The organism is Nesterenkonia pannonica, assembly GCF_019575955.1.
Lineage (GTDB): Bacteria > Actinomycetota > Actinomycetes > Actinomycetales > Micrococcaceae > Nesterenkonia > Nesterenkonia pannonica.
This window is the reverse complement of sequence record NZ_CP080575.1, coordinates 2,185,659-2,210,773: the sequence shown is the minus strand read 5'-3', so window position 1 is coordinate 2,210,773 and position 25,115 is coordinate 2,185,659. Positions and strand designations below refer to the sequence as shown.

Below are 25,115 nucleotides of genomic sequence, written 5' to 3'. Positions count from 1 at the left end.
AATCGCGCGGCTCAGTCCAGTCGAGGGTCCACCAGGCCGAGCTGGGCGCTGCGGATGAGGAGCTGGACCCGGTCCCGCACTTCGAGGCGGTTCATCAGCCGTCCCATGTAGACCTTCACCGTCGCCTCCGAGACCGACATCTGCGTGGCGATCTCAGCGTTCGACGAGCCCTTGGCCAGCAGCTGAAGCCCTTCCAGCTCCCGCTCCGGCAGGTGCGGGGAACGCGGAAACGGGCGAGGGCAGTCTCCACCTCGGTAAGCGAGTTCTCCACAGAGACCATCAGCTGCTGCGCCACAGAGGGAGAGAAGCGGGCGATTCCCTCGTGCACCTGGCGGATGGCGGAGAGAATCTCCTCCGGCTCGGCGTCCTTCACGATGTAGCCATGGCACCCGCGCGCAGAGCCGGAATCACGTAGCGCTCGGTCGAGAACGTGGTGACGGCGAGCACCGATATGGCAGGATCCTCGTCCCGAATTCTGCGGGTGGCTTCGATGCCGCCGATGCCCGGCATATGAAGGTCCATCACGACCACATCCGGCCTGAGCTCCAGAGCCCGAGAGACCGCCGCCTCGCCGTTGTTGGCCTCCCCGATGCACCTCATTCCCGGCGATGAGTCCACGTAGGTGCGCAGTGCGGTGGACATGACCGGATGATCATCGGCGATGAGGACACTCACAGAGGCGGACTCCTCCTGGGTGTCATTGGCATCATCGGATACGGTCATGGAACCATCCTATGGGCCAATACTGGACGAAACCGAACGCGCGACAGCCCTGCGATATGTCCAGCACCTGTACAGGTGGTACAAAATGTGAGGAGCTAGGCTGAAACGTATGTCCCCGCAGAACGGCAGCACCAGCTCCCGTACTAGCGTCCTGGAGGAGTTCGAGTCCGGCACCTTCTGGTCCTGCAGAGAGCTCGACAAGTGGCTGCTGCTGGTCGTGACCCTCCTGGCTGGGATCGCGCTGGGCGCGGACATCATCATTGACCTCTTTGCGATGGGTGACGATGAGTTCCCGGTGGATCTCGCCCTGGTCGGCGTTCTCTCCATCGCTTGCGTACTCCTGCTGGGGATCTGCGTGACCTACGCGGCTCCGGCGGCGCTGGTCGTCCTCATTCTTTCCCTCTTCGTCGAGGGGCTGGTGATGGGGGTGCTCCTGGCGCTGCTGATCACCGGGCTGACGGCCCAGACCTCCACCAAGCGCTTCCGCCGGGGCACACTGGCGGTCATGATGGCATGGTCGGTCGCGCTGGGGATGACCTTCGACGAGCAGCTGCTGGGGCTGCTGGTGGTAAGCTCCGTGGCGATCGCTCTGCTGACCTCCTACGGGGTCGGAGGAGCCTTCAGGCGCTCCACAGATGCGAGCCTGCAGTCGCAGCGGGACCTGGAGGAGCTGGAGAGGCGCCACCGCGAATCGGTCGCCTACGAGCGGAAATCCATCGCGAGAGACCTCCACGACGTCGTCGCACACGACATTACGATCATCGCTATGCAAGCACGCGCAGCCCAGCTGAAGGGCACCCGAGAGGCCTACGAAGGGGCAGTGAAGGTCATAGGGAACGCTTCGCGGACCGCGCTGAACGATATGCGCCGAGTGCTGACCGTCCTCAATCCCGAAGACAGCCAAGCCATGACCGAAGCCGACGGAGAGCTCATCTCTTCGGCCTCCGAGCTCGACGTGCGGCGGGGTCTCCTTCAGTTCACCGAAAGGCTTGAGCACCTGGGTCTGACCGTGGACAGCGACATCACAGGCAGCCTCGACGGCCTCTCAAGGTCGGTCAATGCCGCGCTCTACCGCATCCTCCAGGAGTGTGCGACCAACGCCGCCAAGTACGCGCCCCGGGCACCACAGTGCGGCTGGAGCTTGAAGTGGGGAGGAGGTCTGCCTGACAGTCACGAATTCGCTGGTCTCGGGAGCGCAGACGCAGCATTGGTCCAGCAGCGGCGCGGGGCTGATCGGCGTTCGGGACAGGGTCGCGGCGTTCGGAGGATCGGCGCGCTACGGCGTCGACAACAACGGCAACTGGAAGATCAGCATCACTGGGCTGAAGTCGGCCTGATAAAAGTATGGGCCCGGGCGGCATAGAGGTGCCGCCCGGGCCGCAGGTTGAATCAGAGGTCTCAGCCGGGCCGTTGCACCGGAGCCCATCGAGGTCTGCTCCACCTGAAGTGCACGGCACTCCGTTACTGCACCGCACTTCATTATTCTTTCGCGACGATGTGAGACGAACTAGTCCACTTTCGTCTAAAGAGAGTCGCTCGCATCATCAGGCACTGTGACGTATGCCATGGTTTGGGCAAGCCAGCGGCTGATGCCCATCAGGACACCTGCGGGAAGCCGATGATGGGAATCAGCATCGGCACCAGGCCGCCTGCAGCCAACCGCGAGGATGACGGGCCCATAGAGCAGGCCGACGACCACCCAGCCCAGCACGTGGACCAGAGGGTTCAGCTCGTGGCGCAGCAGCCATCCGACCAGGAGCGTGCCGGGGATGCCGACCACTGCAGCTGCTGCCCCGATGTAGGGGATCAGGGGCGCGATGAACTCCATGTTCCAGTCGAGGTCCAGCCACTGAGGCAGCAGGCCTGCTCCCAGCAGCAGTGTTCCCATGAGGAGGGTGGGGGCCAGCCAGGCCAGCAGCCACGCGGTCAGGAGAGCCTCAGGACCGGTCTGCTCGCTGATGCCCGGCGGGACGATCGGCAGCAGTAAGCCCGCAGGGCGTTCGGGGCGGGTGTCGTCATAGTTCGTTCCCTTCGCGCTCGTTCAGCCCGTGCAGCCCAGGTGCGCCAGAGCCTGCGCGACCAGCTTCTCCCGGCCCCCACGAACTCCATCTGCGTCTCCGTGTCGAGCACCTGCTCCGGCGTCAGCCAGGACACTTCAAGGGCGTCCTGGCGCGGGAGCACTCTCCGTTGACCGGTACCACGTAGGCCAGTGAGACGGCGTGCTGACGATTGTCCACCATGCCTGTTTCGCTCGGATACGGGAAGTACTCGCCGACGCTGAACGGGGTGGGGACGGAGGGATCTGCGGCAGAGCCAGCGAGCCCAGGTCCTTCTCGATGTGGCGCAGCAGGGCGGCACGGACCGTCTCGCGGTACATCACGCGGCCCGAGACCACCGACCGGTGGAACTGGCCCTCGTCGTCGGCCGTGTAGAAGGCCCACCTCGGTGACGTAGCCGAGAGAGTCCAGCCGGACCGGCACCGCCTCGACATAGACGATGGGCAGGCGCTGCCGGGCGAAGTCAAGGTCGTCCTCGGAGAGCCATCCGGGATTCGGGTCGGGGTCCGCACACTCATGAGCTCATTCTTTCAGAGCCTGGGCCGAAGACGGCTCAGGCTCATCAGATGATGTCTTCCAGGGTAAGCCCATGGCTGCGCGGCGCTCCGCATGGTTGATCCGGTGCCTGCGCGACTGCGTGGCCAGGATGACGATGAATGCGCTGATGGCGGCGCCTACGGCCACCCACGCGCTCGTTGCCTCGCCGAGGACACGGGGAAGACCAGCCACATCATGCCCCAGGAGAGCGCGAGGGCGATGGTGATGCGGCCGCGCTCCGTCATGGAGTAGAAGGCTGCTGTCCAGACGCAGATGAAGAGGCCGATGATCGCCCACAGGCTGGGGAGACTCCGGGGATGTCCCAGCCCCAGGAGGTCAGCCGCACCGACACCGCCGAAGCCGCCTGCACCAGGGCGAATCCGAAGAAGGCGCCCACTGCGTCATCGGTGAGTCGCCGCTCAGACAGTGAGCGGGAAGTGTGCTGATTGAACTGGCGCACCGATTCCAGCAGAGGCGGCACGATGGCCAGCGACAGCAGGGCCGCGATCGTCAGCCACTGATAGTGGATCGACAGCGTGAGGGGACCATGAGGACTCCCGCGTAAGCAACGAGCCACCCGGAGTGCCGCTGACGCGGCGTCGACTCTTGGGACGCCTGCCACTGGAAGATCGCGTGGGCGATGAGCCCCACTGTGATCACCGGCCAGATCCAGTACCAGGACCGCTCCGGGGAGAGAAGGGCGAAGTCGCCGTCGAGCCAGGTCTGCCTCAGCTGACCGCCGAGGATGCCGCTGCTTGCGGGAGTGAACACCCCGAACATCCACAGGGTGGAGAAGATGGCCGAGAGGGCGCCGAGGCTGACAGCGATGCGCCGGTAGAGGTCCCATCGCTCCGGCTCGGGGTCAGGATCCCTGGAAGGAAGGTTGTAGGGCGGAATGTAGGTGTAGAGATCTTCCTCATCGTCGGCGAACTCGTACCGCGCCGGCTGTTGGTACGAACTCGTGGCGGCCTCGATCGCTGCGGCCTTCTGGGCGATGACCGTGCGCTGACGCTGTTCGTCAGGGCTCGGCGCACACGCGGCGGCGGCGAAGGCCTGGTGGTGAACTCGCCGGGTGCGGGCGGCAGCGTCGTGGGCACGTTCGCCTCGCCCGGGCGCGCCTGCGCTGGTCCTGCGCCGCGTGAGTCGACGGGCTCCGCATCGGGGCATCGTGCTGCTCCCCTCATGCTCGGTGGGGCGGTAGGCCGGGATGACCTGAGTGGCGTCATCGTGCTGCTCCCAGGAAGGCCTGCGTGTCAGTAGGCGCCGAGGGGCAGGGCCCTGGACAGTCTCAGGGGCAGCCTGCGCCGCGTGCGCCTCTTCGCGCTGACGGCGCTTCTCCTCCGTCGTGCGCTGCGCCCCTTCCACCAGGTCTTCAGGCGCTGGTCGATGCCGTCGAAGAAGTCAGGCTTCGCGTCGTCGCTGCGGGTCGGTGTGGGCTCCATGCGGCGGGTCGGCCGCTAGGACGACGTCCTCGGAGTCTGCGTCTGCTGAGGCCTGAACGTGATCGTGGGGGCCTCGGCCTTTCGCACTCCCTCAGCAGGGCTGAAGGCATAGTGCCGCATGGTGTGTCCGTCCCCTGAGGCTCCTCAGCGGCTCCCGCACGGGGCGCAGAGTCCTCCGACGACGTCTCGGTCACGGTGAAGCCTCCCTGGGCGCTCAATTCAGCATGGAATACGACACAGATATGTCAGTCGGCTGAAGATGCTTCCATCTCAACCTGGGTGCCGCCCCGACGCCGTCTGGTCCAGGCCAGTGCGATGAGGACCCAACAAGGGTACCCACTCCGATGCCGAAGAGAGTGCTGGCCCACGGGGAGCCCGTAGTTGTTCCCGTAATGTAACCAAGCCCTACCAGCCATAACGACCAGATCAACGCACCCAGTACGAGCAGGGGATCATCCGCGGCCAGGAGAGACGGATCATCGCCGACGTCAGCATGGACGCCGAGCGCCCGCCCGGCACCCAGCGGAGCAGCAGCAGGCCCACCACCGTGGACGCCGTGCCAGCGCGGATCGATGCGCGCAGGATGCCGCGGTGCAGCCTGCGCCCCCACCGCCAGCGGTAGATCAGCCGGAGCCCCTGGAATCGCACCATCAGGTGCAGCATCAGGTCCCCAACAGGCAGCCCGCGGTGGTGAACCCCAGCACCGCCCAGAAGCTCAGGCGTCCGTCGGCTGCGTAGGCGCCTGAGGCGATCACCACCGGCTCTGAGGGAAGGGCGGGACAGGTGCCGTCAGAGCGACGGCGAGGGCCTGCAGGGGAGGAACCAGAAGCCCCACTCTGCGAGGAGCTCCTCGAACATTTCCATCCGGAACCCCTCAGGTGTGCGTTTCGTGCGACTGTGCTGGCTGCTCAGAGAGTCTACGACTGGACGTGAAGCGTCGTGGTGAGCCGGTGAGCGGGTCGTCGAAGCCGATCGTGCGGGCCAGCAGCTGCAGGGGCGCGCCGAAGTCGTCGGGGCGTCGTCCCAGAGGTCCGGGTAGAACCTGTCGTTGATGATGCCCAGGCCCAGCATCGCCATGTGCAGGCGCAGCTGGTGCGTCTTGCCGGTATGCGGGGTGAGTCGGAAATGCCCACGTCTCTGCCCTGCGGGCTTCGTCCCGCGGTGAGCAGCTCCACGCGGCTGGAGGAATTCGCGCCTTGGGTCTGATCCCTGCGCCGCCGGCGTCCGGTCCGCCCTTCGAGGCTGCGGCCCGAGAGCTCCGAGGGTAGGGGACGCGCTCGCTGATCACCACGCCCTTGGTCTTCTCGATCCGGCTGCGCATCGTGACGGGGAAGCGGGCGAAGGGGCTGCGCTCTCCGGGGCCGCGGGCATCGCGGACACGCATTCATAGGTTTTGCGGATCGTGCGCCGCTCGAACATCAGCTGGTAGGCGCCGCGGGTCTCGGGACGCTTCGAGAGCAGGACGACGCCCGCGGTGCCGCGGTCCAGGCGGTGGATGGGGATGAGGTCGTCATAGCCCAGGCGGCTGCGCAGACGCACCAGCAGCGATTCCTGCACGTACCGGTAAGGCCGGAGTGGTGGGCAGAAAGTGGGGCTTGTCGACGACGAGCAGATCGTCGTCCTCGTGGATGATGCTCTCGGTCACCGGCAGCGGATCCTCAGCAGGCAGGGAGCGGTAGTACCAGATGAACTCAGCCGAACCCAGGGGTGCGGTGCTCGTGAGCAGGGTGCCTTCTGCGTCGACGACTTCGCCCGCATCGAACCGTGCCGTGATCCCGGCCGCGTCGAGGTGTCCGAACTTCTCCAGCACGTAGGCGTGCACGGTGGGCCAGGGACCTGAGAGCGGAATTCGCAGCCGAGTGGCGTTGACCCCGTTGCGCACCGGCAGCGGTGAGCGGCGCAGGTTGGGCTGGCTCACTCCCAGGCGGGGGCCTGGAGCGGCGAGGCATCCTCGACGGAGCCCGGTGCGGGCGCTCCGGCGTTCGAGGGCAGAACGACCTGCCATGTGACGCCGAAGGTGTCCTTGACCCATGCGTAGTTCTTGGCGAAGTCGTAGTCCCCGGGCTCCATCAGGTACTCGCCCTCGGCGGAGAGGTTGTGGACGATGCGGTCGAAGTCTTCGTCGCTGTCCACGACCACCGAGAGGGACATGGAGGGGGTGAAGTCGAATGCCTGCTCGATCAGCGAATCCTGCAGCATCAGGACCTGGCTGCCGATTCTCAGCTGCGAGGTGGCCACGAGGGTCGGGAGCCTGTCCACGACGGTCTCCATGGCGGCGGTGTCCTGAACGTTCGGCTGCTCGCCCGTCCTGGTCAGCGGCTGAACCTCTGTGCCCTCGGGGTGGTGCACGACTTCCAAGAGCTCAGCGTCGGGGAAGGTCTCGAGATACAGGTCGATGGCCTCTTGGGCGCGGCCCTGGAACATCAGGAACGGCAGGCAGAAAATCACGGTCCAAGTGTATCGCTTGGTGGAATGCTCCGCGTCCAGGCGGGGTCCTCAGAGCCGCAGGCCGCTGGGGCTGCTGTCGAAGCTTCTCGCAGCACTGCGGCGAGCGGGTGAGTGAGCACCGGCTCGCCGTTGACCTTCTCCACTGCCAGGCGTGGGCTCTTCGCGCGCCGCAGTGCTGCGACGAGCGCCTCGGCGACCGGTTTGGCCTCATCTGGGTCCACGTAGAGCAGCATCGTCTTGCCGCCGCGCTCCATGTAGAGGGCCAGGTCCCCCGGTGCATGACGACGACGGCGCCTGCCTTGCGCCCGGGGCGGGCCTTGATGTCCGGCAGGGCGGGCCACTCCAGGGCTGCTCCGTACGGGTTGGCCGGATCGGCGGCTGCCAGGGCGATTGCGGCGCCGATCTTTCCGTCCTCCATGCCTTCGCCGATGTCACGCAGCCGGTCCACGGTGGCCGAGGAGGTGAACTGGGCCGCGCCGAGCTGCTCGATGAAGTAGCCGCGACGCACCTGCCCTGCGGCCTCTGCTGCCGCGAGCACTTTGTACACGCCGGCGAAGCCGCCGGGCACGTCCTCCGAGGCGACGGAGCCTCTGGTGAGGACGCCGTACCGGTCCAGAAGGATTTCGGCTCGAGCATGCGCCGAGGAGGCGACTGCGGCGGGGTCGTCGGCCTGAGGCTGGGAGATGAGGGACCACCGCCCTCCGGAGGGCGTGCCGCCGGTGGTGCCCGTGCGCGCCTGCTGCGCGTCCGCAGCGCGCCTCAGGGCCATGCGGCGGGACGTGTGGCGAGTCCGGGAGGCGGAGGGCTTCCGCTTGTGAGCGGTGCTGCCGCCGCTGAGCCTCGTCCTGATGGGAGCGAAGCTGTCGGGTGCTGCACGGCCGGTCCAGAACAGCTCCCAGAGCGCGTTCTGGGTGGCCGTGACCGAGAGCTCCGCGGCGCCAGCGATCGCCTCGGCGAACCATGCACCCCACGCTCCAGAACCTCCATCACCTGCTGGTGCACCTCAGCGAGCTGCTCTCCACGGCTGCGCTGCTCCAACGCGTCGGCGTCGGCGGTCGGCGTGATGCTGATCCAGCCGTCGTGCCCGGCGAGCTCACCATGCCCGGTGACCACCGCCTCGCCTGCGCTGAGCAGCTCGTCCAGCATTGACGGCGTGTAGTCGCGGACCCGCGCCGGCAGGATGAAGCTCTCCCAGGCGCTCGCGGGGGCGGGATAGCCTACCAGCTGCGAGAGCACGTCGGCCAGTGCGAGAGCACCGGCCGTCCCCTCCTGCCGGGATCCGGGCGCGACGGACTGCCATTCCGTCAGAAAGTGGGCGTACGCGGCGGTGGGCACTGGTTCCACCGCAGATCGCAGGGCGGCCAGGAGCGGCGCCTGATGCGGCCCAGCATGTCGGTTTCGCAGTATTCGCGGTCGACCGGAGTGGTGCGGTCAGGGGTGAACAGGCCTTCCACGATCCGCCCGTGCTCGGCGAGACGGTCGAGGGTCTGCTGCACCGCGGCGAGCGGAGGCCGAGCGCGGCCGCCGCGGCGTCAGGTGTGAAGGGGCCGTGGCTGCGCGCGTAGCGGGATACGAGGTCGCCGAGCGGATCATCGACCGGCTCCAGGAAGACCTGCTGGATGCCTTGGGGCAGCGGCAGGCCGAGGCCGTCCCGCAGGCGCGCGGCGTCCTCCGCGGCGGCGAAGCGCTCTTCGCCGTGCCAGCTGACCGGGAAGGCCCGCTGGGCAGAGATGAGCTCGTGCGCCCAGGTGCGGACGTGCTCCTGCGCTGCGTGGACCTCCTCATCGTCCTGTTCGGGATTCCGGAGTCTGCGCGCCAGCTGCTCGGCGCTGAGGGGCCGAGCAGCCGAAGGAGGTCTGCAACGCCTTCGGCGTCGCCTCGCAGCCTGCGGGAGGGACTCAGCCGCTGGGCGTAGTTCTGGGACTCTTCGATGATGGCGGCATCGAGGAACTCCCGCAGCTCCACACGGCCGAGGAGCTCGTTGAGCAGCCGGGGTCGACGCTGAGCGCGGCGGCCCGGCGCTCAGCCAAAGGGAGTCGCCCTCGTAGAGGTACTGGGCGATGTAGCCGAACAGCAGGCTCTGCGCGAAGGGCGACGGCTGGGAGGTGGTGGTCTCGACGAGGCGGATTCGACGCTGCTCGAGCCGCTGCGTGAGGTCTTTCAGGGCGGGCAGGTCGTAGACGTCCTGCAGCACCTCGCGCATGGTCTCCACGATCAGCGGGAAGTCTGAGTAGTTAGCTGCGACCTCCAGGAGCTGGGATGCTCGCTGCCGCTGCTGCCAGAGGGGCGTGCGCTGGGTGGGGTTCTGCCTGGGCAGCAGCAGCGCACGGGATGAGGTTTCCCGGAATCGTGCGGCGAAGAGGGCTGAGTTCGAGACGTGTGAGATGACGGCCTCTTCGAGCTCGTCGGGCTCGAAGGTGAACAGCTCGGCCCCTGGAGGGTCCTCGTCCATCATGGGGACCCGCAGCACGATCCCGTCGTCGGCGGCGAACGCAGCCCCGTCGAGCCCGTAGCGCTCCGTCAGCCGTGCCCCTACAGCGAGGGCCCACGGGGCATGGACCTGCATCCCGTAGGGGAGTGCAGAATGATCCGCCAGTCACCGAGCTCGTCGGTGGTGCGCTCGATGACCAGTGTGGTGTCGCTGGGGACCTCGCCTGCTGCGGCGTGCTGGTCTTCGATGTAGCGGAGGAGGTTCTCGCGCGCCCACTGGTCCAGCCCGAGGTGTTCAAGCTGCGGAGCAAGCGCCGCGTCGCCGCTGCGGACGCGGCGCACGAACTCGCCCATCGCCTCTCCGAGCTCAGCGGGCTTACCGAGGCCGTCGCCGTGCCAAAACGGCAGGTTGGCGGGCTGCCCGAACGCGGGGAGACCATCACGCGGTCGAAGGTAATCTCCTCGATCCGCCAGCTGGTGGCGCCCAGAGCGAAGACATCCCCGACCCGGGACTCGTAGACCATCTCCTCGTCGAGCTCCCCGACGCGCCGCCCGCCGGTGCGGGAGTCTTCCTGGCCGACCAGGTAGACGCCGAAGAGGCCGCGGTCCGGGATCGTTCCTCCGGAGGTGACGGCAAGCCGCTGAGCTCCGGGGCGCCCGGTGAGGGTTCCGGCGTCGCGGTCCCACACCAGCCGCGGCCGAAGCTCGGCGAACCGGTCGGAGGGGTACCGGTAAGCGAGGAGATCCAGAGTGGCTTCGTAGGCGGAGCGTGGCAGGGCGGTGAAGGGAGCGCTGCGCCGGAGCAGCTGGAACCAGGCCTCAACGTCGAGGGTGTCCATCGCTGCGGCGGCCACGGTCTGCTGGGCCAGGATGTCCAGGGGCTGCGCGGGATCCGCAGCGCCTCGATGCGTCCGGAGAGCATGCGGTCGACGATGACGGCTGTGCTGATGAGGTCCCCGCGATGCTTGGGGAAGAACCATCCCACGGAGACTTCGCCGACCTGGTGCCCGGCCCGGCCGAGGCGCTGCAGGTAAGCGGAGACCGCATGGGGGCCTCGACCTGAATGACCAGGTCCACGGCCCCCATGTCGATGCCGAGCTCGAGCGAGCTGGTGGCCACCACGCAGCGGAGCCGTCCGCCCTTGAGATCATCTTCGATGATGGCCCGCTGGTCCTTCGAGACGGAGCCGTGGTGGGCCTTGGCGAGAGCCGCGGGCTCCTGGTCGCCCTCGGAGCTCTCCTCTGACTCGGCGTCGCTGTGCTCCGCCCTTTCGCGCCAGATCTCGTTGAGGCGGCCGGTGAGCTTCTCTGCCAGGCGTCGAGAGTTCACGAACACGATGGTGGACCGGTTCTGAGCGATGAGGTCCACCACGCGGTGCTCCACGTGGGGCCAGATGGACGGCTGCATGGGCTGCCCGCCGTCCTCGCCGCCCCCTGAGACGACCTCCGGGGCGGACATATCCGGCACGGGCACTGAGACGGTGATGTCCCACTGCTTGTCCATGCGGCGGGGCGACGATGTCTACGGCCTGCGAACCGCCCAAGAACCGTGCCACCTCGTCCTTCGGCTCCACTGTGGCCGAGAGCCCGATCCGCTGAGCAGGCGAGTTCGGCCCCTCCTCCTGCTGACGGCGCAGCTCATCGAGCCTCTCGAGAGAGACGGCGAGGTGGGCCCCGCGCTTGGTGCCTACCAGAGCGTGGACCTCGTCGATGATGACCGTATCGACTCCCGTGAGCGTTTCGCGGGCACGGGATGTCAGCATCAGGTACAGGGACTCGGGAGTGGTGATGAGGATCTCCGGAGGCTGGCGGAGCAGGTCGCGGCGCTGCTTCGACGTGGTGTCTCCGGTGCGCACACCGACGCTGATGGTCCGCGATGGGCTGCCCAGGCGCTCGGCCGTATGCCGGATGCCCACCAGGGGGAGCGCAGGTTCCGCTCGATGTCGACGCCCAGCGCCTTCAGCGGCGAAATGTAGAGGACTCGGGTGCCCCGGTGGGAGGTGAGCCCTTCGACGGGGCGGGCCGTGGTGAGCCGTCCCCGGCCTCGTCCGCAGGTGCCGTGGAGGCTCGCATGAGCCGGTCGATGCTCCACAGGAACGCTGAGAGCGTCTTTCCCGATCCGGTGGGCGCGACGACCAGGGCGCTGCGGTGGCGGCGACTGAGCGCCAGGCGCCCTCCTGGGCTGAGGTCGGGGAGCCGAATGCGGCGCCGAACCACGTTCTTGTGGCCTCGGAGAACTGGTCCAGCGCTGTCATGGCCTCCACCTTAGAAGCCGCCTCTGACCTGCTGCCGGTCACGGCATGTGCCGCAGGATGTCCGGGCGGCGCAGGGGCCGGTTGAAGAGCGGACCGTCGGGCTCCATGAGGCTGCTTGCGGCGAGGGGGCCGATCGATACCGGGTCCAGCCCCATGCGGACCAGCAGCGCCATGGCGCGCGCTCGAGCCTCGTCGCTGTCGGCGGCCAGGGCAGCTGCCCGGCGCTGAGACATCGGAAGGTCGGGGTCGGCTGCATCCTCCAGCTCGTGGTGGGAGATGTGATTGAGCGCCTTGACCACGCTGCTGCGGCGGAACCGGCCCGCAATGCCCTGACTGGTGGGCATCTGCTCATCGACGGCGGCCTGGAGCCAGCCGGGCAGGACCTCGTCGTGCCAGGTGTTCGTCGCGTCGATCAGGACCGTGCTTAAGCCGCTACGTCCGGGTCCACCTCGTCCAGCTCCTCCTGCGGCACAGCGAGCACCACGATTCCTGGCCCGCTGTGACGGGTGCGCTGGGCGATCACGTCCTGCTCCACCGGGTGCGCACCCGGCGCGTAGATCTTCAGGTGGTGCCGGAGGGCCTTGGGGGACCTCGTCGAGCAGATGTCGACCTCGATGCCTGCGCGCAGGAGGGTTCGGGCGAACGCGGTGCCTGCTCGGCCCGCGCCCAGTATGCCCACCACGGGGCTGCGGACTGCTCGGGGCGCTATTCATGGTGGTACGGCCTTCCTGCCGAGATCTCCTGCGCACGATAGATCTGCTCGGCGATGATGAGTCGGACCAGCTGGTGCGGGAAGACGAGTCCGGAGAGCGACCATACGAGGTCGGCGCGCTTCTGGAGCTCCGCACTGACCCCGTACGCGCCGCCGATGATCATGACGACGTTCTTTCCGGTGTCGAACTGCTTCTGCAGCGCGGCAGCGAGCTGGGGCGACGTGAGGCTGCTGCCGCGCTCGTCGAGGAGCACCACAAAGTCCTGAGGCTTGAGGGCTTTGAGGATGCGGTCGGACTCCTCCTCGCGGGCGGCGTCGCCTTCGCGCTGGGAATGGGGAGAAGCTTCCACGCGATCTCGTGGTGCCTGCGCATGCGCTGGGCGTAGCGCTGAATGCCCGGCCGGACCCAGTCCTCATGCTTCTTGCCGACGGCAACCGCTGTGATGCCCATGCGCTCCTCTCACCCATTGGAGGATACAGCTGCGGCCCCGACCCGAGGAGGGGTTCGGGGCCGCAGCTGGAAGAGCGGTGCGGGTGGGATTTGAACCCACGGTAGGGATTGCCTACACGACATTTCGAGTGTCGCACCTTCGGCCGCTCGGACACCGCACCTCACCACTGCCCGGAGGCAGTGCCTGTCCACTATAGGCGCTTGGGCGGCTTCGGCTCAAAGCGAGGTCGCTCGCGACGTTTCGCGCCAGCGTCAGCAGTGAAAAAGTGTGTGCACGTCGTTTAGCGATCTCATGGCCCCTGAGGGCATCGACCTGCATCACCACTCCGACGCCGATGCTCTGTGCCCCCAGCTCGGCGATCAGCTGGCGGCAGGCGGCGATGGTGCCTCCGGTGGCGAGCACATCGTCGACGATGAGCACCCTGTCCTCAGGGGTGAGCACGTCCGGGGCCTCAATGGCGGCGGTGCCGTACTCCAGGCTGTATTCGACCCGAGCCGCAGGTGACGGGAGCTTGCCCTCCTTGCGCACGGTCAGAACTCCGGCCGGGCGGCCGCGTTCTGCGCAGAGGCCCGCCATGACGCCTGCCAGCAGAAACCCGCGGGATTCGATGCCTAGCAATATGTGTGAAGCGGCCCGCAAACGGCGCAAGCAGTCCTTCGGCGATGGTCCGCAGCCCCGTCGGGTCCGCCAGGACCGGAGTGATGTCCTGGAAGCTGACGCCCTGCTGCGGAAAGTCAGGCACGGTGTCGAAGAGGGAGCGCGCGTGGTCGAGGGCCTGACTCCGGGCATCGGGAACGATGAGGCTGGCATGGGGCGCAAGTTTAGCGGCGGAACGTCTCGAAGAAGGCGCGCAGAAGCTCCGCAGACTCCTCGGCCCGCACCGAGGGGATGGTCTCGGTGAAGTGGTTCAGCCGCGGCTCCCGCAGCACGTCGAAGACGCTTCCGGCCGCGCCTACTTCTCATCCCAGGCGCCGAAGACCACGGCCGCGATGCGTGTCTGGCTGATGGCGCCCGCGCACATCGGGCACGGTTCGAGCGTCACGACGAGGCCGCATCCGTCGAGGCGCCAGCTGCCCAGGGTGCGAGCCGCGGCCGCCAGCGCGTTCATCTCTGCGTGCCCGAGAGGGTCCCGGTCGCGCTCGCGGGTGTTGTATCCTCACCCAGCACCTCACCGTCCGGGTCCGTGACCAGGGCGCCTACGGGAACGTCCCCTGAGGGGGTCGCCTGCCCTGCCAGCTCGAGGCATCGGCCCATGAGGCGGTGCTGGACATCCGCGCTGCGCAGAATCATAGGGTCAGGCTACGCGGCGGGTGCGGTAGTTTTGCCCTATGCAGGTCCATGTTGTGGAGCATCCGCTCATCGCCCATAAGCTCACCCAGCTCCGTCGTACGGAGACGCCGTCGCACCAGTTCCGCGACCTCACCAAGGAGCTTGTGATGCTCCTGGCCTACGAGGCGAGCGAATCGCTGCCGACCCAGGGGTGGAGATCGAGACGCCGGTGACCCGTATGACGGGCACCAGGCTGGCCGGGCCCAAGCCTCTGGTGGTGCCGATCCTGCGTGCCGGGCTCGGCATGCTCGACGGCATGGCCGCCATGATCCCCACCGCAGAGGTCGGCTTTCTGGGCATGGCTCGGGACGAGCAGACGCTCGACATCGTGACCTACGCCGAGCGTCTTCCGCACGACCTGACCGGTAAGCAGGTGTTCGTGCTGGATCCGATGCTGGCCACCGGCGGGACCCTGGCGGCCGCTTTCCACTACCTGAAGGAGGCCGGGGCGGCGAGCATCACGGCCATCACGCTGCTGGCCGCTCCGGAGGGCATCGAGCGGCTTCAGCGGGAGGCCGGGGAGCTCGACGTTCGGCTGTACACCGCGGCGATCGACGAGAAGCTCAACGAGAAGGCCTATATCGTTCCAGGCTTGGGAGATGCTGGAGATCGGCTGTACGGCCTCGCCGAATAGCCGCTGAATCGCGGGAGAAGTCCGTCGAGACCGTCTAGACGTCTCACTATGTGGAACCTCCGCGCTTATGTTACTTGCATTCGAGATTTATTACATGGATGCTTGGGATCGCACATTTCCGGTCGTCACCGCCAGAAAGCTTGAGATTCCATGCCTGCATCGCCGAACTCGAACCCAGGCTATGTCCATGTGTCGGTTCGAAATGCGGCGCGACGGGCTGAGGCTGCGCGGCGCCGCCGTGACGGCAGCGGGGAGCGGGCGCCAAGAACGGCGTGCATCCGCCCCGCACCGCCCCTGTGCCCGTCGTAGCTTGCGCCGGGAGAGGAGCTCCGCGGCGCATCCTGATGTGGTGGCCCGCGGTTTCGTGATCTATGTGGGGCTCGATGAGGACACCGCTGCTGCGGAGGGAACCTCGCTGCACAAGATCGCCACTGAGCTCAGGGACTATGTGGAGCACATCGCCCCTGAGTCGCAGGTTCACATCGCTATGGCCATGGCCTCGGCGGCAGCCGAGGGCTCCGACTTGGAGGTGGTCCGGCAGGCGTTGGGCGACCCCACCGTCGCCCACCGGTAGGCGGACGCCCCATCGTCGCCTCAGACCGCGGCATCCCAGCCCGCCTCCAGCAACGGTGTCCTCATCGATCTCGCTCGCCGAGAAGTCCGGCTGGACGGGCAGGCGCTGAATCTCACCTATAAGGAGTTCGAACTGCTGAACTACCTGGTGGACAACTCGGTCCGCACGGTGGGCCGCGAGGAGCTGCTGAAGGCGCTGTGGCGCAGCATCGATGACGAGCAGATGCCCAACGAGCGCACCATCGACGTCCACATCAGGCGGCTGCGGTCCAAGCTGGGGCGCCTGGCCAACACGGTGCGCACTGTTCGCGGCCAGGGCTACAGGTTCTACGAACACCCTGAGGTGACCGTGTGGGCGGCCCCTGAGTACAGCATCTGATCGGGGCTGACTCGATGAAGAAGCTCCTCGTCCTTCGCCACGCCGAGGCTGGCATGAGCCTCTCCGGCGGGGACCATTCGCGTGATCTGACCGCCCGCGGTGAGGAGGAGGCGCGTCAGGTCGGCCGCCTCCTGCTCGAGCATAGCTATTGGCCTGATGCTGTGCTGGTCTCTGACGCGATGCGCACTCGGCAGACGGCGATCTGGATCGGTTCCGTGATGGGGGAGAAGGGCTCCACTCCTATGTGGATCCGCGTCTGTACCTCGGCTCGTCCCGCACTCTCTGCTCGATCCTCAATGAGACTCCTGAGACCGTGGACACGCTGCTTCTGATTGCCCATATGCCGGGCGTCCAGGATGTCAGCATGGAGCTGGCAAGCGTGAATTCAGTCGAAGAGGCTGTGATCAGCATGGCTGAGAATTGGCCTCCGGCGGACTGGCCGTGTTCGGCTTCCGCGGCATGTGGGCGGAGCTTGATCACCGCAACGCCGATCTTTTGGATTTTCACCGCCCTGCGGTGTGAGCAGGGCTGAGCACGGCAGCGGCCGCCCTCCCGCTGAGGAGAGAGCGGCCGCTGCGGCTGAGGGCCGTTCAGCCCACTCGGCGCTTGAGCTCGTCAAGCTCGGCGGTGATGGATGAGGGAAGGAGTCGCCGAACTCGTCGAACCATTCTTCGATGCCGGTGACCTCCTCCTTCCACTCCTCAGGCCGCACCGTGATGGAGTCTTCGAGCTCGGCCTCGCTGATGTCGAGGCCGTCGGTGTCGATGGCGTCCATGGTGGGGTTGTGGCCCAGGACGGTCTCCTGGGCCTCGGCGGTGCCCTCGAGGCGCTCGATGATCCACTTCAGCACCCGGGTGTTCTCGGAGAACCCGGGCCAGGCGATCTTGCCGTCCCGTCCGCGTCGGAACCAGTTCACCAGGAAGATCTTGGGGAGCTTGTCTGCCTCGGCCTCGCTGGAAACCTCGACCCAGTGCTTGAGGTAGTCCCCGGCGTCGTATCCGATGAACGGAAGCATGGCCATCGGGTCACGCCGCACGTTGCCGACTGCGCCCTCCTGCGCCGCAGTGGTCTCGGAGCTGAGGGTGGCACCGAAGAAGATGCCTTGGTTCCAGTCGCGCGCCTCGGTGACCAGGGGAACGGTGGTCTTGCGGCGTCCGCCGAAGAGGATCGCGTCGAGCTTCACGCCCTCGGGGTCGAAGTACTCGTCGGCGAGCATGTCGGTCTGGTCGATGGGCGTGCAGAACCGCGCATTGGGGTGAGCTGCCGGACGGTCCGCGTCGGGGGTCCAGTCGTTGCCCTGCCAGTCGATGAGGTGGGCGGGGGCTCTTCGGTCATCCCCTCCCACCACACGCCGCCGTCGTCGGTGAGGGCGCAGTTGGTGAAGACGGTGTTGCCCTTGGCGATGGCCCGCATGGCGTTGGCGTTGGTGTGCCAGCCGGTGCCGGGGGCGACGCCGAAGTAGCTTACTCAGGGTTGATGGCTCGGAACTCGCCGTTCTTCCCCGGTTTGATCCAAGTGATGTCGTCCCCGAGGGTTTCGGCCTTCCACCCCTCGAGGGAGGGGTCGATGAGAGCGAGGTTGGTCTTGCCGCAGGCGGAGGGGAAGGCCGCAGAGAGGTGGTAGCTCTTGCCTTGGGGCTGGTCAGCTTGAGGATGACCATGTGTTCGGCGAGCCAGCCTTCGTCCCGGGCCATGGCGGAGGCGATGCGCAGGGCGTAGCACTTCTTGCCCAGCAGGGCGTTGCCGCCGTAGCCGGACCCGTAGGACCAGATCTCACGGGTTTCGGGGAAGTGGACGATGTACTTCTCTTCGTTGCACGGCCACGGCACGTCCTCTTGGCCCTCGTCGAGGGGTGAGCCGACAGAGTGGACGGCTGGGACGAAGAACGCGTCGAGCTGCTCCATGCGGCGCAGGACGTCGGTGCCGATGCGGGCCATGATCCGCATGCTGGTGACGACGTAGCCGGAGTCGGTGATCTCGACGCCGAATTTGGGGTCCTCTGCGTCGAGGTGGCCCATGACGAAGGGGATGACGTACATGGTGCGCCCCTTCATGGCGCCTTCGAAGACGCCGCTGAGGGTTTCGCGCATCTCCTCGGGGTCCACCCAGTTGTTGGTGAACCCGGCGTCCCGCTCGTTCTCGGAGCAGATGAAGGTCCGGGATTCGACGCGTGCGACGTCGGCCGGGTCTGAGAAGGCCGCGAAGGAGTTGGGGAACTCGGGGCTGGTCAGCCGAGTGAGGGTTCCCGCGTCGACGAGCTCGTCGGTGAGGGTCTGGTATTCCTTCTCGGAGCCGTCCACCCAGTGGATGGCTGCGGGGTGGTGAGGTCAGCGATCTGCTGCACGAAGGCCAGAAGGCCTTGATGGTCTGTGGGGGCGTTCTTGGAAATATCCCTGGATGTGCTGAACCGGGCGCCGTTGCAACGGTGGTCACTGTTTTCCCTCCATTGGGTTACAGGTTGCTGTCTTCAATTGGGGTGGCTGTCTGCGCTGAGGGCTGTGCGGCGAGCGGGCCCGGCGAACCGGTGCGCGGACGTCCTTGTCCGTATTGACCCGCTGTCCGCTCAGGCTCCTGAGTGATGAACAGCTGCTCCAACTGTAACCGGCGTGTGTGACAGCCGCATGACAAGGGGCTTCAATGTGCAGGCTCACAGTCAGTGCGGGGATTTGTTGCCCGGGACCTATGGCGGTATAGTCTTAGAGGTCCACAGGGCAGTACGATGTACAGCTCAGGAACATGCGCCTATAGCTCAGCTGGATAGAGCGTCGGTCTACGGAACCGAAGGTCTGGGGTTCGAATCCCTATGGGCGCACCGAAGCGAAAAGCCTCGATCTCACCAGGGATCGGGGCTTTTCTTTCGTCTGTCGGGATGGTCTGCTGCATGGTCGCTTAGTAATGTCGCCGTGGTGGACCCGGCACCTGCGGGGTTGCAGAGCGTGCGCGGACCACCTCACCGGGTGGCGTTATGCACGCGCTCGAGTTCCTTAGTTTGAATGCCGGGGAGCTGCTCCTTGCGAGCCCGGTCGAACGCGGCCTGGTAGCTCGCTGCGGCACCGTCAAACTCGGCGACGTATGCCGCCCAGTGGGTCGCCTTCCTCAGGCTTGCCGCGAGATTCTCTGTCCCTGCGCAGAGTCCCGTCAGCAGAACACCGCTGAACGCATCGCCGCAGCCGGTCGTGTCGCGTGCCGAGACGGAAGGAGCGGCGCAAGTGACACGCTCTCCCTCTGCGGTATCCAGGATGGCACCGTGCGAGCCCCGCGTCATGACGACGGCGTCCACCCCGAGGGCCGTGGCCAGGTTCGGCTCCTCATGCCAAGCCTTGCCGAGGAGCTGCCCTGCCTCTCCCTCGTTGACCATGACGAGGTCAACGTAATCCAGGTCAGGGATGCTCCCGGAAAGAGGGGATGCATTCAGCGCTACCCGACACCCCGCTTGGCGGGCGAGCTCTGCCACCCGGTGTGCCGTCACCAGGGGATTTCCAAATTCAGCAGCACCCAGCTGTAGGCTGCGAAGCCTTCCACTGTGAAGCGGTCCACTGTGACCAGGGCGTTTGCGCCCGGATCAACGACGATGAAGTTCTCTCCGTCGCCACGGACGCAGATGTACGCAGAGCCAGTCGGTGCCGCGGGGGTTCGGACTACGCCTGCCGAATTGACCCCGTGAGCAGCGAAGAGCGTGAGCGCCTCATCGCCGCCCGAGTCCTGGCCCACGCAGCCGATCATCTCTACCTTCGCGCTTACCATGGCAGCGGCCAAGGCTTGGTTGGCGCCTTTGCCCCCAATGGTTCGGACTGAGTTTCGAGCCAGCAGTGTCTGACCTGCCGCAGGAAACTCCGCGACGCTCAGCGTCACGTCCTGATTGATGGAACCCACGACGGCGACGGTGGACGGGGCGTAGATCATGGGAGGACCCTTTCGGTGCGGCGGGCAGTGGATTCGCGAGGTCTCAGAGTGGGCTCAGGAGCCTGCACCACGCGAGGCTGGCCGCCGGGGTTGTCGAGGCAGTCGAGCAGGAGCTGTCCTGCGGTCTCCGCCATTTCAGGAAGATGCAGATCCAGGGCGGTCAGCGGGGGCTCGGATGTAGTCGCCCGAGGGCCGTCGAAATTGGTGCAGATCATGACATCGGTGGGAATCTGGAGGCCTGCCTGCCGCACCGCGTCAACGGCACCCAGCGCGAAAGCATCGATCGGAGCGTAGATGGCATCTGGCGGAGACGGCGACTGGAGGGCTTCGCGCGTTGCCCTGTAACCTCCGCTGACCCCGTCCGCAACTGGGATGTGGAGAACCTGCGTCTCCATGTGCCCCGCGTGCGGGTTCTGCTGGAGGTAGCGCTCGGCAGCGCCTGCAACCGTGTATCGCTCCACGGTCTGCAGGACGAGGACGCGTCGAGCGCCCTGCTCGAGCAGATGCTTAAGAGAAGTGTCCGCACCCCCATGGGCGCGATCCACCACCCCTCTTGCTGCGACGCCCTCCGCACGTCCGATCGTGACCAACTGGACCCCACGGTCCTCGAGCTCTCTGCAGCGCTCGTCGTTCGCCAAGGGTCAATGACGACAGCCCCATCAACATCGAGGTGCGCCAAAGCCTCGGATGGGTCTGCCACAGGGGGAAGAAGCAGTGTGGAGTACCCACGTTCGAGCAGCACTTTAGAGAGCGGGAGGGAAATCGCGAGAAGGAAGTTCAAATGCGACTCCTGCCTACCACGGCGTCAGGCAGCGCGCTCATGAGTGCCACTGACTCCGATGCCCCGCCACGCAGTCGACGGCCGCGCAGGCTTGGTCTGTAGTTCAGCTCGGTTGCAGCCTCCTTCACCCTCTTCCGGGTCGAGTCCGCCATGCGGCCCTTGCCATTGAGTGCCAGTGAGACGGTGCCTCGCGAGACTCCAGCCGCCGCAGCGACATCCGCAATAGTGGCCCGTCTTCCCGTAGCAGGCACGGTCCCTCCTTAAGTGCGTAGGTGCACAGCCACCGTAGTCTCCCGGCTTCACTTTGATGTAACACCAGGGTGGCGCGGATGAAACATTCGTTCCATACGTTGGGCGGAGCGCAGATGAAAAATCGATTTTGCAAGTGTATCGACCGAACTCTCTCCCGAGAACCGAGGTGATAAATCGATTCATCACTACGCAGCTCTCCACCCTGAAACAACCGAGGTCACTTTTGAAGGAGCACCCATGAGCGCCAACCCAGACACCTGCCTGTCACGCGACTTTGCCATACCGTCAGCGGTATCTTCGCCCATCAGCCGACGCCTGCGCCGCACGCTCGCTTAGCACCGCCTCCGTCCTGTCTCTCACCCTCTTGGCCGCCTGCGACAGCGGAAGCACGGCCGCAGGACAGGATCAGGCATCGGAAGGCGACGCGTGCGGAGAGCTCACCGACGTTGCGGTCCAGTTCGCCTGGCACCCCAACGTAGAGAACATGGCCACTATCGTCGCCGAGCAGAACGGCTACTTCGAGGACGAGTGCCTCGACGTCGAGATCCTCCCCGGCGGCCCGGAGGTCACTGCCGACGCGCAGATCGTTTCCGGCAACGCAGATATGGGCATTCTTTCTTCCGAGGCTCTGGCCAACGCCGTGGTCAACGAAGCGCCGCTGGTCGGCGTCGGAGTGGCCTACCAAAGCTCACCTTCTGCCATTGTGTCTCTGGCAGAGAGCGGAATCGAGGCGCTTACTGACCTGGAGGGGCGAACCTTCGGGGTGTCCCAGACCGACCAGCGCGTCTATGAGCCCTTCTTCGAATCTGTGGGAGTCGATTGGGATGCGATTGAGATGGTGGACACCGGTGCGGACCCGGCGGCGCTGGTCTCGGGCGAGGTGGACGCCATGAGTGCCGTGAGCGCAAACCAACCCGTTGTCCTGAGGAACCAAGGACACGAGGTCAATGAGATTCCTTTGGCCGACTATGACTACAACCGATGGTCCGGCGCGCTGGTCGTGCGTGAGGACTCGCTTGAAGATCCTGATCGCCGCGAGATCGTTATGGGCATGGCTCGTGCCGTCGAACGGGGCCTGCAAGCCGCAGCTGAGGACCCGGAGGCCGCCGGTGAGCTCGTCTTCGAGGCCTACGCTTCAGATCTCGGTCTGGAAGAGGAGACCCAGGTCGAAGGCGCCAAGGTCTGGGCCGACCTGACCACAGCTGATGAGCGGGATAGTGGGCTGCTGCTCATCGATCAGACCGGTGTGGAGTCTCAGCAGGAGTTCTTCGACAACACAGGTGTGGATGTCGACGCCAGTGAGATCTTCGACCTCGAAGCAAGCGAGGAGGCCTTCGGTGGGTGATCCGGGTGCAAGTGGTCTGAGTGCGGAGAACGTTGAAAGAACCTTCCAGTCGCGGGGCAGCTCCGTTCAGGCGCTGGACGATGTCAGCTTCACAGCAGCTCCCGGATCCTTCTCCGCGCTGATCGGCCCCTCGGGGTGCGGGAAATCGACACTTCTACGGATGTTCGCAGGGCTCGACGACCCCACCTCCGGCCGAATATCTGTGCTGGGACAGGACCCGCAGCAGGTTCAGCAGGACCACAGGATCGGGGTGGCCTTCCAGGACGCCGCCCTGCTTCCTGGCGCACAGTAGAGACAAACATCGCCCTGCCGATGCAGGTCGCAGGGCACAAGGTGGACAGGAAGGCCATCGCCGATCTCATCGCACTGACCGGGCTGAGCGGTTTCGAGAAGGCCCGGCCCTCTCAGCTTTCCGGAGGAATGCGTCAGCGAGTCGCAATTGCCAGATCCCTGGTGCTCGAACCCGATGTGCTGCTGCTGGACGAGCCTTTCGGGGCCCTCGATGACATGACTCGTCAACACATGAATATTGAGCTGCAGCGAATCTGGACGGAACGCCCCACTACTACGCTTCTGGTCACCCACAACCTCGAGGAGGCAGTCTTCCTCAGCGATCAGGTGATCGTCATGGCGGCTCGTCCCGGACGTATCGTTCGGGAGATCACCGTGGAGCTGAAGCGGCCCCGTCAGCCGGAGGTTCAGCACAGCAAGGACTTCCATCGCTACCACACAGAGCTTTCGGAGGAGCTCTTCGCGAGCAGAAGAGGGAGCACGGATCCATGAGGGCACCCTGGGCAGCGGCGACAATCAGTGTGATCGGCCTGTGGCTGGTTGTCGCGGCAGCGCTGCAGCATACGGGCTTGGTGCCTTACCCTGGCGCCTCGCTGACCAGATATTCCAGGACGTTGAGCTCCTGTGGCGGCACTCTGTTCCCACGCTGACGACTGCGTTCTGGGGTCTGCTGGTGGGCGTCGGCGTCGTCATTCCGCTGGCGGCGCTGGGTCTGATGATCCGACCAGCAGAAGCTGTGGTGCTCCGCATCGGCGTCTTCGTGAACGTTGTTCCCACAGTGGCGATCGCCCCCATACTGGTAGTCGCCCTTGACAACGAGACCGGACGCATCGTCATCACGGCCCTGCAAGTCTATTTTCCCGCACTGGTCGGCATCCTCTTCGGCCTCCGACAGGCCGACGAGCGGGCACTGGATCTTATCCGGGCCTCAGGCGGAGGCAGTTGGGCTGCACTGCGGTATGCGCGCCTGGCCGCCGCCGTGCCCAGCTTCATCTCGGCCCTGCAGATTGCTGTCCCGGCGGCGATCTTGGGAGCGCTCATCGCTGAGTTCTTCGGCGCTCACGAGGGACTCGGCTCATTGCTGGTCAACGCCCAGCAGGGCCTGCTTGTCGACCGCACCTGGGCCATCGCCGCTGTGGTCGGACTCGTGGCGGCTGCGGGATACGGGCTCGTGACCGTGGCGGCGAAACTGTTCGTTCCGTGGGCCGCCAGCGAAGCGTCTGTAGGCGTGTCAGTCGCCGGCGCGGATGCCAAGAAGCACTCCAGACTCGCCTCCGCCACGGCTTCGGCCGCGACCATCGGCATTCTGCTCGGAGGCTGGCAGTCCCTGCGCACGGTCTTCGACTTCGATCCCTTCTTCACCAAAGGGCCTATGGATGTCCTCACCTACATCACGCAGGGACACCCCATCCACGGAACCAGCGCGGGGACGTTCTGGGCGGAGTTCTCAGAAGCCCTGGGCCAGACCGCAGTCGATGCGGGAGTCGGCTTCGTGGTGGGGTCGCTCGTTGCGGTGGCAGCGGCGGTCATCCTGGATGCGTTCCCCACACTCGCCCGGGTCTTTATGCCTATGGCAGTCGTTCTGCGTTCAGTGCCGCTTGCCGCCCTGACGCCGCTGATCGTGCTGCTCTTCGGCCGAGGCATGCTTGGCGTCACGATCGTAGTGACCCTGGTGACGTTCTTCCCCACTCTGGTGACTGTCATGCAGGGCCTGCGCTCCACCCCGAAGGGGCCACCGATCTGGTGCGTGCCTCCGGTGGCACGTCCCGGCAAGCAGTCCGCTATGTACGACTCATGTATGCGGTGCCGTCAATGCTGGCCGCCGCACGTGTGGCCATTCCGGGCGCCATTGCTGGGGCAACCTTGGCCGAATGGCTCGCAACTGGCCAGGGGTTGGGCTATCTCCTCACGCTGGCCTCGACGCAGGCGGACTACTACATGCTCTGGACCGGAGGTGTCCTGCTCGCGGTGTTCGCGCTCGTGGTGCACGGCCTCTTAGGCATCACCGACCGCGCGATCACCCGCCGACTAGGCACCGAAGCCTAAGACCTTCTTCAAAGAGGAGAGTTCCCTATGACAGCTGAACATGACGGCATCGTGATGCCACGAAACATCGACACGCTGATCCAGAACGCCCACGTCGTGACATTCGACCACCATGGGACCGTGATCGCCGACGGTGCCATCGCTATTCACGAGGGACGGATCCTGGAGGTGGGGCCGACGAGCGTACTGACAGCGGCCTATGCGCCCGCCCGTCGCGTCTTCGCTGCTGGACAGGTCGCCATTCCGGGCCTGACTGATGCACACATACACACCGCGCAGACCCTCATGCGTGGGCTGCTCTCCACCCTCGGTCGCACCAGAGCGCTGCGGGTCCCCACATGGCGCGAGTACCTGGTGCCGTTTGAAGCTGCGTTGACGCCCGAGGACGTCGAACTCTCGGGGCAGCTCGCCTACACGTCTATGCTCGCCACCGGAACCACCTCGTTCTTCGAAGCGGGTGGCCCTCACCCTGAATCGATGGCGAGAGCGGCCGTGGACACCGGCATACGGGGGCCGTCTCGCTGAACA

At 66.1% G+C, this 25,115-nt stretch carries 21 protein-coding genes, 2 tRNA genes and 10 pseudogenes; 10 read left to right on the top strand and 23 right to left on the bottom strand.

Features of this window, described 5'->3' with window-relative positions; all coding sequences use genetic code 11:
- Window positions 1-11: 11 nt before the first annotated feature.
- Genes K0H76_RS15790 through K0H76_RS15780 form a run of 3 tightly spaced genes read right to left on the bottom strand, consistent with a single transcriptional unit; the run spans window position 12 to window position 723 of the window.
- On the bottom strand, window positions 12-152 hold the full coding sequence (locus K0H76_RS15790) for a LuxR C-terminal-related transcriptional regulator (RefSeq protein ID WP_258935445.1): 141 nt from the start codon (window positions 150-152) through the stop codon (window positions 12-14).
- Complete coding sequence (locus K0H76_RS15785) at window positions 116-373, bottom strand: hypothetical protein (RefSeq protein ID WP_258935506.1); 258 nt, start codon at window positions 371-373, stop codon at window positions 116-118. The genes K0H76_RS15790 and K0H76_RS15785 overlap by 37 nt, the downstream gene beginning before the upstream one ends.
- Window positions 370-723: a response regulator transcription factor gene (locus tag K0H76_RS15780; RefSeq protein ID WP_258933590.1), complete on the bottom strand. Its 354-nt coding sequence runs from the start codon at window positions 721-723 to the stop codon at window positions 370-372. Before K0H76_RS15780 ends, K0H76_RS15785 begins: the two co-directional genes overlap by 4 nt.
- Window positions 724-832: 109 nt before the next feature.
- On the opposite strand from K0H76_RS15780, the gene K0H76_RS15775 reads away from it, so the two are divergent.
- A complete protein-coding gene (locus tag K0H76_RS15775; protein ID WP_258933589.1) occupies window positions 833-2,086 on the top strand; it encodes a histidine kinase in 1,254 nt (417 codons plus the stop codon).
- A gap of 159 nt (window positions 2,087-2,245) precedes the next feature.
- Here K0H76_RS15775 and K0H76_RS15770 read toward each other — a convergent pair whose 3' ends face one another.
- The 15 genes and pseudogenes from K0H76_RS15770 to K0H76_RS15700 form a co-directional block, all read right to left on the bottom strand.
- A complete protein-coding gene (locus K0H76_RS15770) occupies window positions 2,246-2,611 on the bottom strand; it encodes a hypothetical protein (protein ID WP_258933588.1) in 366 nt (121 codons plus the stop codon).
- A gap of 153 nt (window positions 2,612-2,764) precedes the next feature.
- Window positions 2,765-3,284 (bottom strand): annotated as a pseudogene (locus K0H76_RS15765) (NUDIX hydrolase family protein); the annotation flags it as partial.
- 18 nt (window positions 3,285-3,302) lie between these two features.
- Window positions 3,303-3,464 (bottom strand): hypothetical protein, encoded by a 162-nt coding sequence (locus tag K0H76_RS15760; protein ID WP_258933587.1) that lies wholly within the window; start codon window positions 3,462-3,464, stop codon window positions 3,303-3,305.
- Window positions 3,465-3,558: 94 nt separating this feature from the next.
- Window positions 3,559-3,777 (bottom strand): hypothetical protein, encoded by a 219-nt coding sequence (locus K0H76_RS15755; protein ID WP_258933586.1) that lies wholly within the window; start codon window positions 3,775-3,777, stop codon window positions 3,559-3,561.
- 50 nt (window positions 3,778-3,827) lie between these two features.
- Window positions 3,828-4,682, bottom strand: coding sequence for a hypothetical protein (locus K0H76_RS15750; protein ID WP_258933585.1), 855 nt, complete (start codon window positions 4,680-4,682; stop codon window positions 3,828-3,830).
- Between the two features lie 503 nt (window positions 4,683-5,185).
- Complete coding sequence (locus K0H76_RS15745) at window positions 5,186-5,422, bottom strand: hypothetical protein (RefSeq protein ID WP_258933584.1); 237 nt, start codon at window positions 5,420-5,422, stop codon at window positions 5,186-5,188.
- A 211-nt stretch (window positions 5,423-5,633) separates the two neighbouring features.
- A pseudogene (locus K0H76_RS15740) lies at window positions 5,634-6,662 on the bottom strand (pseudouridine synthase).
- 11 nt (window positions 6,663-6,673) lie between these two features.
- Complete coding sequence (locus K0H76_RS15735; RefSeq protein WP_258933583.1) at window positions 6,674-7,207, bottom strand: VOC family protein; 534 nt, start codon at window positions 7,205-7,207, stop codon at window positions 6,674-6,676.
- A gap of 48 nt (window positions 7,208-7,255) precedes the next feature.
- Window positions 7,256-11,891, bottom strand: a pseudogene (locus tag K0H76_RS15730) (ATP-dependent helicase).
- Window positions 11,892-11,929: 38 nt separating this feature from the next.
- Entirely contained in the window at window positions 11,930-12,235 is a 306-nt protein-coding gene (locus K0H76_RS15725; protein ID WP_258933582.1) for a hypothetical protein, read from the bottom strand.
- An 80-nt stretch (window positions 12,236-12,315) separates the two neighbouring features.
- Window positions 12,316-12,573, bottom strand: a complete 258-nt coding sequence (locus K0H76_RS15720) for an NAD(P)-binding domain-containing protein (RefSeq protein WP_258933581.1) — start codon at window positions 12,571-12,573, stop codon at window positions 12,316-12,318.
- A gap of 23 nt (window positions 12,574-12,596) precedes the next feature.
- Window positions 12,597-13,054 (bottom strand): annotated as a pseudogene (gene rlmH, locus K0H76_RS15715) (23S rRNA (pseudouridine(1915)-N(3))-methyltransferase RlmH).
- Window positions 13,055-13,129: 75 nt separating this feature from the next.
- Window positions 13,130-13,215, bottom strand: a tRNA-Ser gene (locus K0H76_RS15710).
- 134 nt (window positions 13,216-13,349) lie between these two features.
- Window positions 13,350-13,854 (bottom strand): annotated as a pseudogene (locus K0H76_RS15705) (adenine phosphoribosyltransferase); the annotation flags it as partial.
- Window positions 13,855-13,876: 22 nt separating this feature from the next.
- Window positions 13,877-14,309: pseudogene (locus K0H76_RS15700) on the bottom strand (nucleoside deaminase).
- A gap of 74 nt (window positions 14,310-14,383) precedes the next feature.
- Here K0H76_RS15700 and upp point away from each other — a divergent pair.
- The 3 genes and pseudogenes from upp (at window position 14,384) to K0H76_RS15685 (ending at window position 16,302) form a co-directional block, all read left to right on the top strand.
- Window positions 14,384-15,018, top strand: a pseudogene (gene upp, locus K0H76_RS15695) (uracil phosphoribosyltransferase).
- Window positions 15,019-15,168: 150 nt separating this feature from the next.
- Window positions 15,169-15,970, top strand: a pseudogene (locus tag K0H76_RS15690) (winged helix-turn-helix domain-containing protein).
- A 14-nt stretch (window positions 15,971-15,984) separates the two neighbouring features.
- Entirely contained in the window at window positions 15,985-16,302 is a 318-nt protein-coding gene (locus K0H76_RS15685) for a histidine phosphatase family protein (protein WP_258933580.1), read from the top strand.
- 258 nt (window positions 16,303-16,560) lie between these two features.
- Here the strand turns inward: K0H76_RS15685 and K0H76_RS15680 are convergent.
- Window positions 16,561-18,358 (bottom strand): annotated as a pseudogene (locus tag K0H76_RS15680) (phosphoenolpyruvate carboxykinase (GTP)).
- A gap of 349 nt (window positions 18,359-18,707) precedes the next feature.
- On the opposite strand from K0H76_RS15680, the gene K0H76_RS15675 reads away from it, so the two are divergent.
- Window positions 18,708-18,781 (top strand) — tRNA-Arg (locus tag K0H76_RS15675).
- Window positions 18,782-18,919: 138 nt separating this feature from the next.
- Here K0H76_RS15675 and K0H76_RS15670 read toward each other — a convergent pair.
- The 4 genes and pseudogenes from K0H76_RS15670 to K0H76_RS15655 all read right to left on the bottom strand — a co-directional run.
- On the bottom strand, window positions 18,920-19,423 hold the full coding sequence (locus K0H76_RS15670) for a PfkB family carbohydrate kinase (RefSeq protein WP_258933579.1): 504 nt from the start codon (window positions 19,421-19,423) through the stop codon (window positions 18,920-18,922).
- Between the two features lie 11 nt (window positions 19,424-19,434).
- The gene (locus tag K0H76_RS15665) at window positions 19,435-19,872 is read right to left on the bottom strand and encodes a PfkB family carbohydrate kinase (protein WP_258933578.1); all 438 of its coding nucleotides are present in this window, start codon (window positions 19,870-19,872) and stop codon (window positions 19,435-19,437) included.
- Window positions 19,869-20,462 (bottom strand): substrate-binding domain-containing protein, encoded by a 594-nt coding sequence (locus K0H76_RS15660; RefSeq protein WP_258933577.1) that lies wholly within the window; start codon window positions 20,460-20,462, stop codon window positions 19,869-19,871. Before K0H76_RS15660 ends, K0H76_RS15665 begins: the two co-directional genes overlap by 4 nt.
- Window positions 20,463-20,778: 316 nt before the next feature.
- Window positions 20,779-20,904 (bottom strand): annotated as a pseudogene (locus K0H76_RS15655) (LacI family DNA-binding transcriptional regulator); the annotation flags it as partial.
- 485 nt (window positions 20,905-21,389) lie between these two features.
- On the opposite strand from K0H76_RS15655, the gene K0H76_RS15650 reads away from it, so the two are divergent.
- From K0H76_RS15650 to K0H76_RS15630, 5 genes are all read left to right on the top strand, one after another.
- Window positions 21,390-22,250: an ABC transporter substrate-binding protein gene (locus tag K0H76_RS15650; RefSeq protein WP_258933576.1), complete on the top strand. Its 861-nt coding sequence runs from the start codon at window positions 21,390-21,392 to the stop codon at window positions 22,248-22,250.
- Window positions 22,243-22,542, top strand: a complete 300-nt coding sequence (locus tag K0H76_RS15645; protein ID WP_258933575.1) for an ATP-binding cassette domain-containing protein — start codon at window positions 22,243-22,245, stop codon at window positions 22,540-22,542. Before K0H76_RS15650 ends, K0H76_RS15645 begins: the two co-directional genes overlap by 8 nt.
- 20 nt (window positions 22,543-22,562) lie before the next feature.
- Complete coding sequence (locus K0H76_RS15640; protein ID WP_258933574.1) at window positions 22,563-23,033, top strand: ATP-binding cassette domain-containing protein; 471 nt, start codon at window positions 22,563-22,565, stop codon at window positions 23,031-23,033.
- 181 nt (window positions 23,034-23,214) lie between these two features.
- Window positions 23,215-24,540: an ABC transporter permease subunit gene (locus tag K0H76_RS15635; RefSeq protein ID WP_258933573.1), complete on the top strand. Its 1,326-nt coding sequence runs from the start codon at window positions 23,215-23,217 to the stop codon at window positions 24,538-24,540.
- A gap of 74 nt (window positions 24,541-24,614) precedes the next feature.
- Entirely contained in the window at window positions 24,615-25,112 is a 498-nt protein-coding gene (locus K0H76_RS15630; RefSeq protein ID WP_258933572.1) for an amidohydrolase family protein, read from the top strand.
- The last annotated feature ends 3 nt before the right edge of the window (window positions 25,113-25,115 follow it).